Genomic DNA, 16,478 nt, shown 5'->3' on the forward strand with positions numbered 1-16,478 from the left:
GTCATTACCTCAACGCAATATTTTTAATATTAAGATTCGTTTCATTTTTGAGATCAAGGAAGATCTGCTGATTCAATTCACTTTTCGCCTTCATCATATTATTGTTCAGCCCTGTCATGGGAATATACTCATAGCCTTTGGATTTAAAATCTCCGATTTCATCCAGTTTAACGATGGGTATAATGCCATAGTTGATGTACTCCAACAATTTGGTGGGAGTAGCCACTCTATTGAGGATATGATCGTCCCGCAGAACAAAGCCATAATGAGCAATGCTATAGTATTTATAGAGATTTTCAGGCTTTACAGTAAAAAACTTATATCTGTCAGCGTGAAGCTCCATTCCCTTTTCCTGCATCAATTTCTGGATTCCGGCAATATCTCTGGAAAGAAATAGAAATTTGTAAGCAAGGTTATCCAGGTTTTTCACCAAATCCAAAACTAAATCAAAGTTTTGCCATTTTTGTATATTACCTGAGTAGATAAATACTACATCCTCTTCCCGAATTCCTATTTCCTTTCTGAATGCGGCTTCATCAAAGGAAACTGATTTTTCTTCATCCTCACCAGCAATCAATGGGCATACGTAATTTTCTCTTTGGAGGAGATAAGGATATTTAGTACCGTAAAAATGCTGCATAGCCCTGTTTACATATATCAGCGCATTTACTTTACGCATAACAATCTTCTCACTCCATCCGAATAGTTTACTGAGTGACTTTCGATTATAAAAGTCCAGTTCCTCTGGCACAACCCCATGTAAGTCAAGAACGATACGTTTATTTTTTAATGAAAAAAACGTTAGGGGCAAAAAATTCCAGAGAGAGTGGAAATATAGATATTTACTCCGTTTAAGCAATCTGAGTACTGTGCGGATATGCAGAAACAGATTCAGTCGAACAATTGTTAATTCCCCATTGGTTGTAGCCGTATAACGACGATTATTCACTAATGAAACCTGGAGATATGTACGGGAGAGTCCAAGAAAGTAATTATCAACATTCTTGATACGTTGCATCATCCCATCCATAATATTTGTTTCATCAGGATATTGGGCTAGGAATACAATCTGGTCACTCATACTGTACTGTATTTACCTGCCAGAAAATTAACTATTCTTTCAGCAGCTAAGCCATCTCCATATGGATTATTTGCATGGCTCATGGCATCATAACTGACAGGATCAGTTAATAATTTGCGTGCTTCCTCCACTATCCTTTCTCTGCTTGCGCCCACTAGTCTGACAGTTCCTGCGGCAACTGCTTCAGGTCGTTCAGTTGTATCTCTCATTACTAACACCGGTTTCCCAAGTCCTGGTGCCTCTTCCTGTACCCCGCCACTATCTGTGATGATGAGATAGGCTCTACTCATCAGCCATGTGAATGCAGGATAGGATAATGGTTCAATAAGATGTATATTATTTATGTTGTCGAGAATTCTATAAACGGGGCCTGATACATTTGGATTCAGATGAACAGGGAAAATAATCTGCACATCTGGATCAGTGGCTATATCCTTCAACGCCAAACATATGTTGGTAAAACCTTCTCCGAAATTTTCTCTTCTATGCCCAGTCACTAAGATGGTTTTCCTTTCAGGATCCAATATTTTCCTCAGCTGGATAATCTGATTGTCTTCGTAAGATTTCAGTTTTTCCATAGTAAGGTAGAGGGCATCAATAACAGTATTACCTGTAATCACAATAGCGCTCCGATCCACCCCTTCCTGCATCAGGTTCTTGCAGGACGATTCTGTTGGTGCAAAATGAATATCCGCAATCCTTCCGGTTAATTGTCGGTTCATTTCTTCAGGGAAGGGCGAATATTTATTAAATGTTCTCAGCCCAGCTTCTACATGACATACTTTTGCACCTGCGTAGAATGCTGCCAGGGCAGCCATACTGGATGTCGTTGTATCTCCATGTACAAATACGTAATCAGGTTTGAAGTCTTCCAAAACTGGCTTCAATCCAGTCAGCACATTGGCACTTAGTTGAAACAGATCCTGTTGCGGTTTCATTAGATCAAGGTCATAATCAGGTTGGATTTCAAAAAAATCGAGGACCTGATCCAGCATATGGCGATGCTGTGCCGTCACGCAGACCTTTACATCGAAGGTATTATCTGCACCAAACTGCTTCACTAATGGGGCCATTTTTATAGCTTCCGGCCGAGTTCCAAAAACGATAAGTATCTTTTTCAATTAGATCAAAATTTTTCTGCCTGTAATCGCCAGTGAAATTATCTTTCTTGTACTTCTAGCTTTATTAAGGATATATCGGGGATAATTCAATATTGTCCAGGTTAATTGAAAACCACTCTGTTTTACCACTAAAATCGGGTATAGGCTAATCCAATAAAAAGGGTAACTTTTCAGTACAGGATGTAAGGATTTCTTACAATCTGAATCAGTAAATCCATTTTTTGAATTAAGTCTGATTCGTTTTATCCAACCTGGAAAACACTCCATTATCAGTCCATTGTTAATTAGCTTTCTTACGCGCTCAATTTTCGAATGGTTATCAAAATAGCTTAAAACCTGGTTGAGGTTCTTCCCAAATACATCGCAAACTTTAAATCCTCCACTATTATCAGGTTCTACGCCTACAACCGGGGATTTTACATAAATGAAACGTTTCCCCTGGAATAAAGCCTGCAACAGGAAGGATAATTGGACAAGGTTTGTACCTAAAAAGTGTTTATAATCAGGTGTAACGAACTTTCTTTTAATAATACTACCTGATATAAATGTTATATTATGGGTGAAATTTTTCAGAAAATGGACATGATTGGTGAATGAGTAAATCACTGGTGGCATGCTCATTTCCATGACATTATTATTATCTCTATTATCTCTGATTTTCCATCCCAGATGAATAAAATCTGGGGCTTCTTTTTCCAGTAATTGAAAGACCCGAGACAATCCGCCATTTAGAATAATATCATCATCACCAATTATCCAGACAAATTCTCCACTACCCAAATTGTAACATTTTCCAATGTTACCATCAGGTCCTTCATTAACAGTATTTCTGGAATAAGCAATATGCAATCCCTTTTGTCTGTATTTTTCAATGATATCAATTGGATCCAATGGTGAGCAATTATCTGAAACAACTACTTCCAACTGCATCTGCGGCGTATACTGCGAAGCAATACTATCCAAGCATGTATCTAAAAAGGAGAGCCTGTTATATGTCGGGATCGCTATTGTAAGCATTGGTACACTCATATATGCCACTCTCTTTTTTTCCTGTTAAAAATCACCACCGCACCTATCAGGCTGATGAATATTGTCAAAAAGGTATACCCCAATGTGATACCGATTACGCCACAAAGCTTTCCGAGAAATATCGTTGACATAATACTAAAAACGCCCATCATTATGGATTGTATCAATAGAGGTTCCTGTTTATGACAACGTAAATAGGTTGCAAGTCCAAATACCAACTGGTTTATAAACGTAGCGATACACATTGCCCAAAGTGGTATTGCAGATAGGAAACGATGTACAATTGGAACATTGAAATAATTCAGAATGTATATTCCACCCAAAAAAACAATGATGGCAGCTCCACAGATCAGAGATGCATTCCGAATAGTTTTATTAAAGACACTGTCTAGTGTTACGTAATCTCCTTTGGCAATCAGGCTACTAAATAAAGGCACTTTTGTATTATACCAACTAAGAGAAATAGATAGGATGCCATTTAAAATAGCCAGTGTCATTCCCATCTGACCAGCTGCTGCCGGGCCATCCGTTGCAAAGATTACTGGATTAAACAGTTGAAAAATAAAATATCCAGAGATCCAACTCAATGCTATTCGCCATTGATAAGGAAAGATTTCTTGTCTGAAACTAATGGTATGCGCTGTGTCAAAATAATGCCAGATGTTTTTCAGCAAGTTCAGTTGGCCTCCTGAGAGTATCCATATTGGATAAACCATTAATGATAAGATAGTAGCCACAGGGCCAGCATACAGTTTGAGTCCCAGACTCAGGAACAGTAACAATCCCAATAGCTGAGCTGCTTGCTGGATTAACCTGATTTTTGCCACTTCCCTTACTTTTCCTAATCCTTCAAGAAATGCAAGTAATGGTGTTACCAACAACATAATAGTAGCTGAAAAAGAAAGGAGTAACCATGGTCCATTCCACGAAACATTCTCCGTATTTGCATTGCCAAAATGCGTGAAGAAAACAAAGCCCGCAATGGCTAAAACAACGAACAATGCTAAGGACAGTACCGAAAACCATTTCACGGCAATATGGAGTAAAGAAGATAAGCGAGATTTATACCTCAGTTCCCCCTCATATCCACCATCCTTATTTGGTAATAAGTGGACTGCTTCATGTGCAGCATATTGTGTGATTATTCCAGAAAAGCCTAATTCAAAAAATATCTGTAGCGCAAGAATACTGGCAAAGGTGTAGTAATACCCTTGCTCTGCCTTGCTGAGAAATGCAGCAATAAAAATAATTGCTATGGATCCTCCACCAGCCTGAATAATTCTAGCTAGTAATGTATAGACAATTGCACCGTCTATTCCAAGCAATGAAAATATTTTACTGACTATCTTTCTCATCCTAATGATTGAATATACTTGCTAATTACTTCCAGAATATAATCATAATGTTGCTCATCCAGACCAGGCCAAACACCCAACCAGAATGAATCATTCATAACTTTATCCGTATTCTGCAGATTATTCAGTACTCTATGCTTAATATTTTTATATGCAGGTTGCTTTAACAGATTTCCACCAAACAATAGTCTTGTTCCAATCTTTTGTTGTTCCAGATGACTTACCAATGCATTCCTATTGATCTTTACACCATCTCTGATAGTTAATAGGAAACCAAACCAGCTTGGGTTTGAATCAGCTGTTCTTTCTGGCAAAATGAAATATTGCTCAAAGGCTTTCATTTTGTTATAAAGCAATTGATAATTCTGTCTCCGTTTCTCAATGAAGGAATCCGCTTTTTTCAGCTGACTTAATCCAATAGCCGCCTGCATATCAGTTACCTTAAGGTTAAAACCAATATGAGAGTAGGTATATTTATGATCATACCCTTCTGGCAAATCACCTAGCTGCTGGCAAAAACGTTCTCCGCAGGTATTATCTTTTCCTGGAGGGCACCAACAGTCACGTCCCCAATCGCGGAAACTCTCTACGATTTTCTTCAGTTTTGCATTATTTACCAGTACAGCACCACCCTCACCCATGGTTATATGGTGGGCAGGATAAAAAGATAGGGTAGCTAAATCACCGAATGTTCCGGTTTTCTTTTCTTTGTACGTAGCTCCCAAAGAGTCACAGTCATCTTCGATCACCCATAAATTATATTTTTTGGCAACTCTCATTACTTCCTCCAGATTGAAGGGGTTACCAAGTGTATGGGCAATCATAATAGCTTTGGTTTTATCGGTCACGGCAGACTCGATATCCTCCGCTTTAATATTATAAGTTGGAATTTCGATGTCCAAGAAAACAGGGATACAACCAAATTGGATCATTGGATTCACCGTGGTCGGGAAACCTGCAGCAACGGTAATTACTTCGTCGCCTGGCTGAAGGGCCCGATCTCCTAATTTGGGGGATGTCAGGGCATAGAATGCTAACAAGTTAGCGGAAGAACCTGAGTTTACTAAGAATGAGAATCTGCTGCCAAAATAACGTGCCAGTTCTCTTTCAAATTGTTCCGAAAATCTTCCGGCAGTCAACCAGCCGTCCATCACAGCTTCAACCCCTGTCAACAAATCGTCTTCATCAAGAACTTTTCCTGTAACAGGAATATAATCCTGGCCAGGAACAATAACTCTATGAACTCTTTTGGCAGCGGCCTCTCTAAGGCCTTCAACAACCGGGTTATATTTAGAATCAATCATATTCTCTTATGCTAATGTGTTTTATAATCAGTTTCTCAGGTACCTTCCATTTCTATAGGCTTGCTAAATGGCTCCATTTCAGTAATCGGTTTTCCAAAAGCAATCTTAGGATATGTATTGGTTTTAGGATCAATCATTACTTGTAATAGTACAGGTTTATCCTGTTGTTCTTTACTCCACATCCACTCCACTGCCTCTTCCATATCTGATTCATTTTCAATCGTCTTAGCAGCTATACCATAAGCTGTGGCTACTTTCTCAAAGTCAGGTGCACTATATCCCCAATAAGTAGACTGGTACCTGGAATCAAAGTAGCTGTCCTGGAATTGACGTATCATTCCAAGATGGCGATTATTTAGAACTATTACTTTGACTGGAAGATCATTCCTAACAATAGTTTGCAGTTCTTGGATATTTATCTGCATACTACCATCTCCAACTAACACCACTACCGGGCTATTCCCAGCAGCAATACTCGCTCCAATTCCAGCTGGTAAAGAGAAGCCCATGGCCCCCATTCCGCCGGAAGTCATAAATATCTGGTCTTTCCCCAGCTCTAACGATTGAGCCGCCCACATTTGATGGGCTCCCACATCCGCCAAAAATGCCTTAGCAGATACTGAACGACGGGAGAGTTGATGCATGAATTTATTCGGATTGATCCCAACAGGATTTAACTCGGCAGTATCAGGCCATTTTTCCTTTAATGCAGCAATGTAATCAATCCATTCTGCCTTCCTTTGAAGTGGCTGCTCCTTCTCCAATATTGAAGAATTCAGCAATGCACAAATGAATGCTTTAGCATCTCCAACAACAGGAATACAGTTTTTAATTCTATTATTGATTTCGCCCTCTTCACAATCCACATGATAGATGATGCGGTTTTCAAAATATTTCGTGTCTGCACCCGTCTGACGAATATCAAGCCTACACCCAATAACAACTATTAAATCAGATTCTCCAAAGGCAATATTTGCCCATCTGTTCCCATAGCTTCCAATAAATCCAGCGCGCAATGGATGATCAAAATGCAATAAATCGAGACCAAGTAAGGAAGTAACTACCGGCACTTGCAATTTATCCACCAGTTCAAGTAATTCCTTCCTGGCACCTGCTGCATCTATCCCTCTTCCTACTAATATCAGTGGCCGTTTTGCTGCTTTAATGTCTGACAGGAGAGATTCGAACAGTGTATCTGTAAATGCAGTGGTATTTTTAATGGTGGCAATTGGGTTTGGCAGAGTAGGCACATCTCCTCTCTGGATATTCATTGGTATATCTATCAGAACCGGTCCAGGCCTGCCACTTGTAGCAATTGCAAAAGCCTGTTCCATGATGTCTGGAATTTGTAATGGGTCCAGAACCTGGAAACATGCTTTGGTAATAGGTTGAGCCATTGCTACGATATCAGTCTCCTGGAAACCCAGTTGCCTGATCGGGCGATCGGATTTTAATTCATGCGTATTTACCTGTCCAGTTATAAAAACAGCTGGTGATGAATCAAAATAACAGCTACCTATTCCTGTTAGTAAATTAGTAGCACCAGGGCCACTCGTAGCCAATGCAACACCAGGAATCCCCGTCATTCTGCCATATGCATCTGCAGCAAAAGCAGCAGATTGCTCATGATGCATTGTTATAATTTTTATCGGAGTTGTTTGACTGATGGAATCCAGTAAATGTGTAATCATTCCACCCGAAAGTTCAAACACATGCGTAACTCCTTTTAAATGTAAAAACTGTGCGATGTAATCAGATGCTTTCATCCAGCCTATGATTAAAAATGTTCAGATAATAATTGATTGTATCTCTTAGCGCATCCTCTAAATCTAAATCAGTAATTATTCCAAATGAATGATTATACTTGGTCATATCGCCTTGCATATGCATTGCCTGCCCTGGCCTATATGGTAAACTCCCAAAGGACAGTTGATAGTCCTTATCAACGACATTACGGATACGTGTCACCAATTCCTTAATGGAAACAGCATCATACGATGATATATTGTAAATACCTTCCTTTCCCTGACTGGCAAGTATTGTACCTATTATATTTCCAAGAACTGATGCGTGCATATATGCATACTTTTGTTCTCCTGCAGTTAATTCGAGCTTTTCTTTATTACAGATGGCCTTTACTGTGGATGGAATCAACCAATTTTCGCCTTCGCCGGCACCAAAAAATGTAAAGAGCCTTAACCAAAACCATTCTATCCCATTCTCAGCACAACAACTCTCTACCATCTTTGAACAGCAGACTTTCACCTGACCATATACACTATTAGGTGCTAATGGAGATTGTTCCGTAATGACTCCATCAAATGCACCATATTCAGCCTGAGAACCAAGTCCGATAAATTTATTAGCCTTACACTTAATTGCAAGACTCAATAATTGCTGTAGTAGATTAATATTTTCAAGCTGTATCTCCCAAACATTTCTCTGAAATGACTCTACTCCTAACCACGCGCAATGAATAAATATATCAGGACAACTTTTCTCTACTTCCTGCTGCCAATGCGGTTCATCCATATTGATCCATTTAATCCTGGCTTCTCTCCCATTCAATCTACTCATTCCGGATTTACCTCTTTTCAGGCCAATGACATCTATATTAGCATCCAGCAGAAAATGTGTGATATAACTACCGAGAAAGCCTGTTGCCCCGGTTATTAATACCTTATTCATTAAAATAATCCATTATCTGTGATTTAATGACTGCATTAATATTGTCAGGCTCTTCCTGATACCTTTTATACCAATCCATTGTCATCTCCACAGCTTTGGATGCAGTCCATCTTGGTTGCCAGCCGAGTTTATTGATCGCTTTATTGATATCCAATTTTAACAATCCTGCCTCATGAAGTTGATTAGGATGCTGTTCAACTTCATAACTGCCATGTCCCCAGGCCGCAATAGACAATTCTACCATTTTTTCAACAGAAAGTGCGTCTGAAATATGTGGGCCAAAATTAAACGCCTCTCCATATTGCACTCCATTATCATCTAATTTTGCTCCAAGTATCAGGTATCCTACAAGTGGCTCCAATACATGTTGCCATGGTCTCACCGCTTTGGGATTTCTGATTATTACATGGTTATTATTTGCCAATGATCGGGCAATATCAGGCAATAAACGATCCTTAGACCAATCTCCTCCACCTATCACATTTCCTGCTCTACCAGTACCAATAGATTTCTGATGAACAGAATATAAGTTCGGGTTGAAGAATGAATTCCTAAAAGAATCAATTACTAACTCTGTACAGGCTTTACTTGCGCTATACGGATCATATCCTCCCAGTCTGTCAACTTCCCGGTAAGGATAATCCCATTCATAATTATGGTAAACTTTATCTGTTGTGATAAGAACCAAATTACATTTTTTATCAAGTGCCCGCACTGCATCTAGTAAATTAGCAGTCCCTATAGCATTAACAGCAAATGTTTCGGTAGGGATTTCATACGATAATCTTACAAGTGGTTGGGCTGCCAGATGAAATATAAAATCAGGCTTGGCTTCATTCACGACCTTTTTTAATTCCTCAACGGATCTGATATCTGCAATATGAGAATTACAGATAGTATCTCCCTGAATTAAATAAAAGAGATCATTGTCTTGTTGGGGAGCTAATGCATAGCCCCAAACACTGGCGCCTAACTCATTTAAAATCTTAACTAACCAGGAACCCTTGAAGCCAGTATGTCCTGTGATTAATACAGTCTTATTCCTGTATGTTGACTTTAACTTTTCAAATAATGTTACCATATTTTCCAAGGTGCTTTATTGGCATTCCAGCTATCTTCCAACTCAATTTTGTCTCTTAAGGTATCCATCGGTTTCCAAAATCCATCATGCTTATAAGCATACATTCCCCCATCCTTCGCTATATTCTCCAGCGGTTCTTTTTCAAAGATGGTATCATCTCCATCAATGTAGTTGAAGACTTCCGGTTGACATACAAAAAAGCCTCCATTAATCCAGTGACCATCACCTTTTGGTTTCTCAAGGAAAGAGTTTACCTGAACACCATCAAGACTTAAGGCACCAAACTTACCCTGCGGTTGAACAGAAGTAACTGTAAGAATTCCCTTATTACTATTGTGAAAATTGACAAGCGCATTAATATCCAAATTAGAGACCCCATCACCGTATGTCAGCATAAACGGATTATTACCAACATGATTGCGGATTCTTTTTACACGTCCACCAGTCATACTATGCATTCCAGTATCTACGAGGGTGATTGTCCAAGGCTCAGCCTGTGTATCATGTACTTTTACAGAATTCCCTTTTAAGTCAATAGTCACATCCGAACGATGCAGGAAATAGTTCGAAAAATATTCCTTTATAACATATCCTTTATATCCAAGACAAATGATGAAGTCATTGAATCCATAGTGGGAATATATTTTCATAATATGCCACAATATTGGCATCCCACCAATTTCCACCATTGGCTTAGGCTTTATTGATGTTTCCTCTGACAATCTTGTACCAAGTCCACCTGCAAGTATTACGACTTTCATTTTTATAAAAATTTAGTATCTCAGCTTTTTGATTTAATTCTCAGTACTACCCATGATTAACTTGTAGATTCTGGCAGTAATCAAAAAGAAACAGATGACGATTGCACCGAGCAAGCCACCTACAATTAGTCCTTTCAATTTACCAACCTTGATTTTATTCAATGGGAGAATAGGTTCATCTACCACCTGAATCAATGGAGTCTCCTGTGACATAGCAATTTTAGTCATTTCCAGGTTCTTGACCACTTCTCCATACATGGTTTGCAGCATTAATTTATCACGACCAAGTAACTCTGAACTAACGGTTGCCACTCTACGCGCCGGGTTAAGATTAATATCCTGTTGCTCAGCTACACTATATGTTTTCTTGTTCAAGAGATATTCAATAGAATCGGCCTTACTTTGAAGTTTATCTACATTCGTTTTGGAGCGTTTTGTTTTTACTTTTGTATAGAAGTCTGCTGCCTCAGTTACAAGTCGTTTTGTAAACACCATAGAGAATGTTTCATTCCTAGTGATGCATTCCACCACAATAAAACCACTTTTCTTATCAGGTTTGCCAACAGATAGATCTGTCTTCAAAATCTGTTCGTAGATTTTATTCAAAATACTATCCTGCTGAAGGGAAAAATCTTTTCGGTTCTGGTTGGCAGGAAAATGGAGACCCTTCAATTGCGGTTTATCACTCCAGCCTTTATTCAGCTCATTCGTTTCTATATAAATATCTGCAAGTGTGACTTCCTTTGAACCTTGTTTGACAGTTGATAATAAGGATTTCTCAATCATCAACCGGGAACGTAAAAAGTCAAGGATATTATCCCCAGCAAAAATGCCGCTTCCCGCGGCCCCTCCCAAATCCAACCCGATCTGGCTGGCCAATCCTGCATAAGCACTTAATGGACTGGTTTTACTATCCTCCACGATAAAGGATAATCGGCCTGAGTATAATGGTTTCTTCCAAAAGGCATATCCGAAGCCAATACCCGCCCCGATAATTCCCGCTATACAGATAACCAACCACTTGGAAAACAAATAACCAATCCATTCTCTAAATCTGAGAATAATTGTTTTTAAGGATATATCATCACCCACAGCTTCTGAAGTTGTATTTCTGGTGGCTATTGTCATGAAAGACCAGTGTTAATCTATTATTTAATGGTATTAAGGATAGTTACAATAACCAAGGCTACGGATGCCAGACCACTCGCAATTGCTATGCCTTCCTGTCCACTCAATCCTTTCCTTTCCTTTCTTGTAGGTACATAAATTTCTGCTCCTGGCTTCACCCTTGGATAGCTATTGAAAAACATCACCTTCTTTGTATTCTTAACCTCACCATTGGCATAAACGATATAGCTTCTTCTTCGCAACGCCTGAGAAGTGAACCCTCCTGCACCATGGACATAATCTCTAAATGTATATCCACCATCATACCTTACCTTTTTAGGAAAGTATACCTCTCCAAATAACTGCACCGTCTGCAATTTCTTTGGTACACGGATCACATCCCCTTCTTCCAGTAATAAGTCATATTTAGATCCCGGATTTTTCATGATCTGATCCAGGTTTATTCCCAGTAATTGCTCATGACGATTTACCGCTTGTCTAACACGGGCTATATCTGCACTGTCTTGTAATTTGTTAATAAATACTTCTAGTTTGTTCGCCAGTATCAGACTATCACCCTCATTTATAAATGTTTTCCTCAGCATTACGGCACCAGCTGCATAAGCTTCCGGACGCAGGCCTCCAGTACGCTTAATCAAGTCTGATATTCTCTCTGAACGGGTATTAATAGTATACTCTCCTGGGTAAACTACCTCTCCACCAATGGATACATTGGATTGGGAAGTATATGCCGGAGATTTACGTACAGACACCTCATCAAATGGCATTAACTCAAATCCTTTTGCACCTGAGTTGGCACTTAAATCGGCATTGATATCAAAATACTTAACAATAGATTTAACAGTGTCTTCTGGACTATATACACCATTTCTGATTCTACGGGAAACTTCAATGCGCTGAGTAGATGCAGCATCACGGAGCCCTCCCGCCAGCAATATCAAATCTTCCAGGTGCATTCCCTCTCCATAGTTAAAATATCCGGGCTTATTTACCTCTCCATCAATACGTACCTCATAATCCTCCCGCAACTGCAGTTTGGAGTAAATTAATACGCTGTCTTCTTTTTGTAACTTTACAGATGATTTTCCGGCCAGCGCATCCTGTACATTAAAATTGATATATGCAGGCGTGAAATCTGGCTGCAAACGACGAATCAGACCACGACTTAAAGCTGCTTCCTCCTTCACTCCATCTGCCCTTTTAATCAAATCTGATATGGTCATTCCTGATTCCAATGCATAATTGCCAGGATGGAAAACTGCCCCGGTAATGGTCACACGATTACTGAACCTATTCAAAATAGAATCCACGAAAAACTGATCTCCTGATTTTAATTTGAAAGTCCCAATTTCAGAAGATGGGATGTTTACAACTTCTCTTTCCTTGTTATTCACCCTGTAACCACGGATAACGTCTGTAAATGCTCTATCTGTATAACCACCAGCAAAATCAATCAGCTGCTTCAGCGATTCATTATCCTTTGCCTCAAAAATGGCCGGACGTTTCACCTCTCCTGTCAACTCTACACGGGTTTTATACGGATTCACCTTCACAATATCCTGGTCCTGAAGCACAACATTATTAGATAAGTCGCCATTAGCAAGGAAATCATATAAATCGAACGACACTACCGGAACACCATTCCTAATTACCTGAATATTACGGAAACTACCATTTTCATTTGGACCACCAGATACATACAATGCATTCGCAACTGTGGCCAGAGATGGAATCGTATAGGACCCCGGCTTTTCTACCTCACCTATCAGCAATACCCTGATACTGCGGATATTTCCCAGCGACACCTGTACAAAGGTATTGCCCGATTTTATTCCTGAATAAATAGTAGCTAATTGTTTGGAAATACGGCTTTTTGCCTCTTCCATCGTGAGGCCATTCACATATACAGGACCTAAATTGGGTATCCTAATGTATCCTTCGGGAGTTACTTTTAATCGATGTTGTACTTCTGAATAACCATATACATCTATTAGCAACTCATCATTGGCTGCCAGACGATAATTTGGTGGTGTTGCCATCCGGAGATTCGGCTCAAAAGTCAGGTTTTTATTACTAAAAAGCTCCGAACCGAAAATCCGTTTTCTTCGCTTCTCTTTTTCCCGCTCTTCCTTGGATAATTTCGGTTCTTTTCCAGCTACTTTAGAATCATCTTTATCCTGATCATCGACATCCACCTTCCTATCTTCATTCTGATCATTCTGATCCTTATTCTTGGACTTTACTTGTAACTCCTTGTCAAGCCCCATCTGACGGATTCTCTCTTTTAATTTCGACACCTCAATGTCTGGAATCCCCTTCTGCTGCGCATAAGTATCAATATCGTCAAAAGCTATTCCGTTCTTCTTCATTTCAGCCACAAGCTGCCTAACCTGATCATCGCTCAGATTGTCAACCTTAATCTGCTTCATTTGCTCCTTGGAAAAGGACGGAACCTGGGCACTTACACTATAAACAACAAACAGGAACAGCTGGATTAGCAATAACTTTCTTAACATGAATTAATAGGATATATTTCTCGAATTCAGTTCAGGCTTCAATATCGAACATATTTGACTGTTTTTCCGCCAAATAAGCTGCAAATCTATATAAAATAACACACAAATGTTAATGAACCTAAAAACACTTTGACGCCCGTTATAACACATATTTTGGTAGATTGTTCCGTATATACGTAGAATAATGCCAGAAATCGACACATTATCCTTAAATACCAATTTTAAGGATAATATAATGTAACCCAGCCTTCATATATATGAATATATATATTCGTACTAGTTAACAAACCGTTTTGCCTTCTTATCCGTTAATATATTAGAACGTCCTGCTTCCGGAGTCAGTCAGGCCATATAACCATGTAACCAAATAAAACTGTATCCTCCCCCTGCCCGAAGCAGAGATGTCATGTGAAGTATAGATCCTGTTGTTTATTATTTATTGATTTTCAAGAGAATGTGATCGAAAACCCTTAGTTCCGAATGCTTTTTGTTTATAACACAAAAATTAAACAATTATGTCATCTGTTGAATTTAACACCTTACTGGTCGGTAACGCCGACTTTCTGAAACCCTTCGCTTATACCCTGACGAAAGACAATGAACAGGCAAAAGATCTCTACCAGGAAACGATCTTCAGGGCCCTCACCAACCAGGAAAAATACCTGGAAGGGACTAATATCAAAGCCTGGTTGTTCACTATTATGCGTAATATATTTATCAACAACTACCGGAAAAAGACCAAAAACCGCATGATCACCGAACCTGTTATTAGCGACTTCTTCATCAACTATCAGCGAGGCGTGGTTGGCAACAATGCAGAAACCACCATGCGTACCAAAGACGTACACCTGGCCATGTACAAACTACCAGCTATCTTCAAACAGCCATTCCTGTTATACCTGGAAGGCTACAAATACTACGAAATAGCCGCCATCCTCCAGGAACCACTAGGTACCATCAAAAGCCGTATTCACTTTGCACGCAAAATCCTCAAAACTCAAGTACAACGCTAAACACCAACCACTACCCCCTGTAAACAAACCTTAAATACCGCTGCCGCAAGGCAGTATGATAATAAAATGCCCCGGCCATTACTACCGCAGCCACCGCTAATATCAACGGCTGCGGCCAACAGTAAAATATTCCGGAAACCAATATCACATATCGCGCATACTCCAAGTAGAATACCCACTGCTTCTGCTCTAGTATCGCACCACAATTAATTAATGTAAGCACAATCAATATGGTGATGCCTATCTGTACAAACATCGGCACATAATGCTCCAGTAACAAAAATGTAAATAATATAACAAGCGTTGCTCCAATCTGCCAGACTACATAACTGTTTAATTTAGGCGTCTCCGTTAGCTCATCCTTGCTAGCCAAATACCGCCCTTCCAGTATCTCCCTGGCAGCAGGATCCACATTGTCCGGCTTCCCAAAAACAATCTTCCACCGCTCCCTCCACGTATTAGCCCGCCTTACAGAATACAACATCTCCAAGAAAAAATGAAAATGCTGCCATAAAAAACTATTACTGTTCAATGGCTTAGTCAACCCATAGACTGGCTCCTCCCCCTCCGGAGTAAATGTCCCAAACAACTTATCCCAGATGATAAATACATCCCCGTAGTTCCTGTCCAGGTAATGGGGATTACTCGCATGATGCACCCTATGATGCGAAGGTGTCACTAATATATATTCCAATATCCCCAACTTCCCAATCGTACGCGTATGAATAAAAAATGGATATAACCCATGCACCAACAACATACTGGTGATCATCCCAGGTGGAAAACCTATCACCGGCAATACCGACCAGAACCCCGTCCGTAGAAAGGCCTGGAATACCGTTATCCTCGCCGATACCGTATAATTAAATTCCTCACTCTGATGATGCACCACATGCGCACACCAAAATAACGTCACTTCATGCGCCAACCGATGATACCAATACCACACAAAATCTGTACATAATAACAAAGCCACCCACATCAACACACTAGGCCGTATCTCAAATAATGCATACCTACTATACAGATACGTATACACGAAATAAAACAACCCCACCGTAAATGTGTCCGCTAATCGCTCGGCTATCCCGACACTGATATTCAGTACGGTATCATTAAATCGGAAGTAAGTCTTCCCCTGCTTACTCGCCACCAAATACTCCAGTCCCATAAATGCCAAAAACAATGGAACCGCAAATGCCAGATAATTTAAATGCACTAGTATGTTTTTTTAAGTCAGCAATCTGAATGAGGCATGGCACAGGCACTACGCACAGGCTGGCTGCACGCAAATACACTGCTGATAATAAATTGGGTGGTGGTAAATCGAAACAATATTAATCAATAAATCTTAAATATCCTACCAAATAAGTAGACTAATTGATGATAAAAAAAGTGCAT

At 39.7% G+C, this 16,478-nt stretch carries 13 protein-coding genes; 1 reads left to right on the top strand and 12 read right to left on the bottom strand.

Annotation, left to right across the window (positions count from 1 at the left end):
* Positions 1-4: 4 nt before the first annotated feature.
* Genes JO154_RS17250 through JO154_RS17300 form a run of 11 tightly spaced genes read right to left on the bottom strand, consistent with a single transcriptional unit; the run spans position 5 to position 13,977 of the window.
* Positions 5-1,081 carry a hypothetical protein gene (locus JO154_RS17250; RefSeq protein WP_291947775.1) on the bottom strand — a complete coding sequence of 359 codons (1,077 nt, stop codon included), beginning with the start codon at positions 1,079-1,081 and terminating at the stop codon, positions 5-7.
* Positions 1,078-2,202, bottom strand: a complete 1,125-nt coding sequence (gene wecB / locus JO154_RS17255) for a non-hydrolyzing UDP-N-acetylglucosamine 2-epimerase (protein ID WP_291947776.1) — start codon at positions 2,200-2,202, stop codon at positions 1,078-1,080. Before wecB ends, JO154_RS17250 begins: the two co-directional genes overlap by 4 nt.
* Positions 2,203-3,231 carry a glycosyltransferase family 2 protein gene (locus JO154_RS17260; protein ID WP_291947778.1) on the bottom strand — a complete coding sequence of 343 codons (1,029 nt, stop codon included), beginning with the start codon at positions 3,229-3,231 and terminating at the stop codon, positions 2,203-2,205.
* Positions 3,228-4,586 carry a hypothetical protein gene (locus JO154_RS17265; RefSeq protein ID WP_291947780.1) on the bottom strand — a complete coding sequence of 453 codons (1,359 nt, stop codon included), beginning with the start codon at positions 4,584-4,586 and terminating at the stop codon, positions 3,228-3,230. Before JO154_RS17265 ends, JO154_RS17260 begins: the two co-directional genes overlap by 4 nt.
* Positions 4,583-5,890 (bottom strand): lipopolysaccharide biosynthesis protein RfbH, encoded by a 1,308-nt coding sequence (rfbH, locus tag JO154_RS17270; protein WP_291947782.1) that lies wholly within the window; start codon positions 5,888-5,890, stop codon positions 4,583-4,585. The genes JO154_RS17265 and rfbH overlap by 4 nt, the downstream gene beginning before the upstream one ends.
* A 35-nt stretch (positions 5,891-5,925) precedes the next feature.
* Entirely contained in the window at positions 5,926-7,656 is a 1,731-nt protein-coding gene (locus tag JO154_RS17275; RefSeq protein WP_291947784.1) for a thiamine pyrophosphate-binding protein, read from the bottom strand.
* Positions 7,643-8,578, bottom strand: a complete 936-nt coding sequence (locus JO154_RS17280; protein ID WP_291947786.1) for an NAD(P)-dependent oxidoreductase — start codon at positions 8,576-8,578, stop codon at positions 7,643-7,645. Before JO154_RS17280 ends, JO154_RS17275 begins: the two co-directional genes overlap by 14 nt.
* Positions 8,571-9,659, bottom strand: a complete 1,089-nt coding sequence (rfbG, locus tag JO154_RS17285) for a CDP-glucose 4,6-dehydratase (RefSeq protein ID WP_291947788.1) — start codon at positions 9,657-9,659, stop codon at positions 8,571-8,573. The genes JO154_RS17280 and rfbG overlap by 8 nt, the downstream gene beginning before the upstream one ends.
* On the bottom strand, positions 9,653-10,420 hold the full coding sequence (rfbF, locus tag JO154_RS17290) for a glucose-1-phosphate cytidylyltransferase (RefSeq protein WP_291947790.1): 768 nt from the start codon (positions 10,418-10,420) through the stop codon (positions 9,653-9,655). Before rfbF ends, rfbG begins: the two co-directional genes overlap by 7 nt.
* Positions 10,421-10,453: 33 nt before the next feature.
* A complete protein-coding gene (locus JO154_RS17295; RefSeq protein ID WP_291947792.1) occupies positions 10,454-11,548 on the bottom strand; it encodes a lipopolysaccharide biosynthesis protein in 1,095 nt (364 codons plus the stop codon).
* Positions 11,549-11,568: 20 nt separating this feature from the next.
* Entirely contained in the window at positions 11,569-13,977 is a 2,409-nt protein-coding gene (locus tag JO154_RS17300) for an SLBB domain-containing protein (RefSeq protein WP_291947794.1), read from the bottom strand.
* A gap of 602 nt (positions 13,978-14,579) precedes the next feature.
* Here JO154_RS17300 and JO154_RS17305 point away from each other — a divergent pair.
* Positions 14,580-15,077, top strand: a complete 498-nt coding sequence (locus tag JO154_RS17305) for an RNA polymerase sigma factor (RefSeq protein WP_111591430.1) — start codon at positions 14,580-14,582, stop codon at positions 15,075-15,077.
* Between the two features lie 10 nt (positions 15,078-15,087).
* Here JO154_RS17305 and JO154_RS17310 read toward each other — a convergent pair whose 3' ends face one another.
* Positions 15,088-16,296, bottom strand: coding sequence for a sterol desaturase family protein (locus tag JO154_RS17310; protein ID WP_291947798.1), 1,209 nt, complete (start codon positions 16,294-16,296; stop codon positions 15,088-15,090).
* Positions 16,297-16,478 lie beyond the last annotated feature (182 nt).

Source organism: Chitinophaga sp. (assembly GCF_019236475.1).
Classification (GTDB): Bacteria; Bacteroidota; Bacteroidia; order Chitinophagales; family Chitinophagaceae; genus Chitinophaga.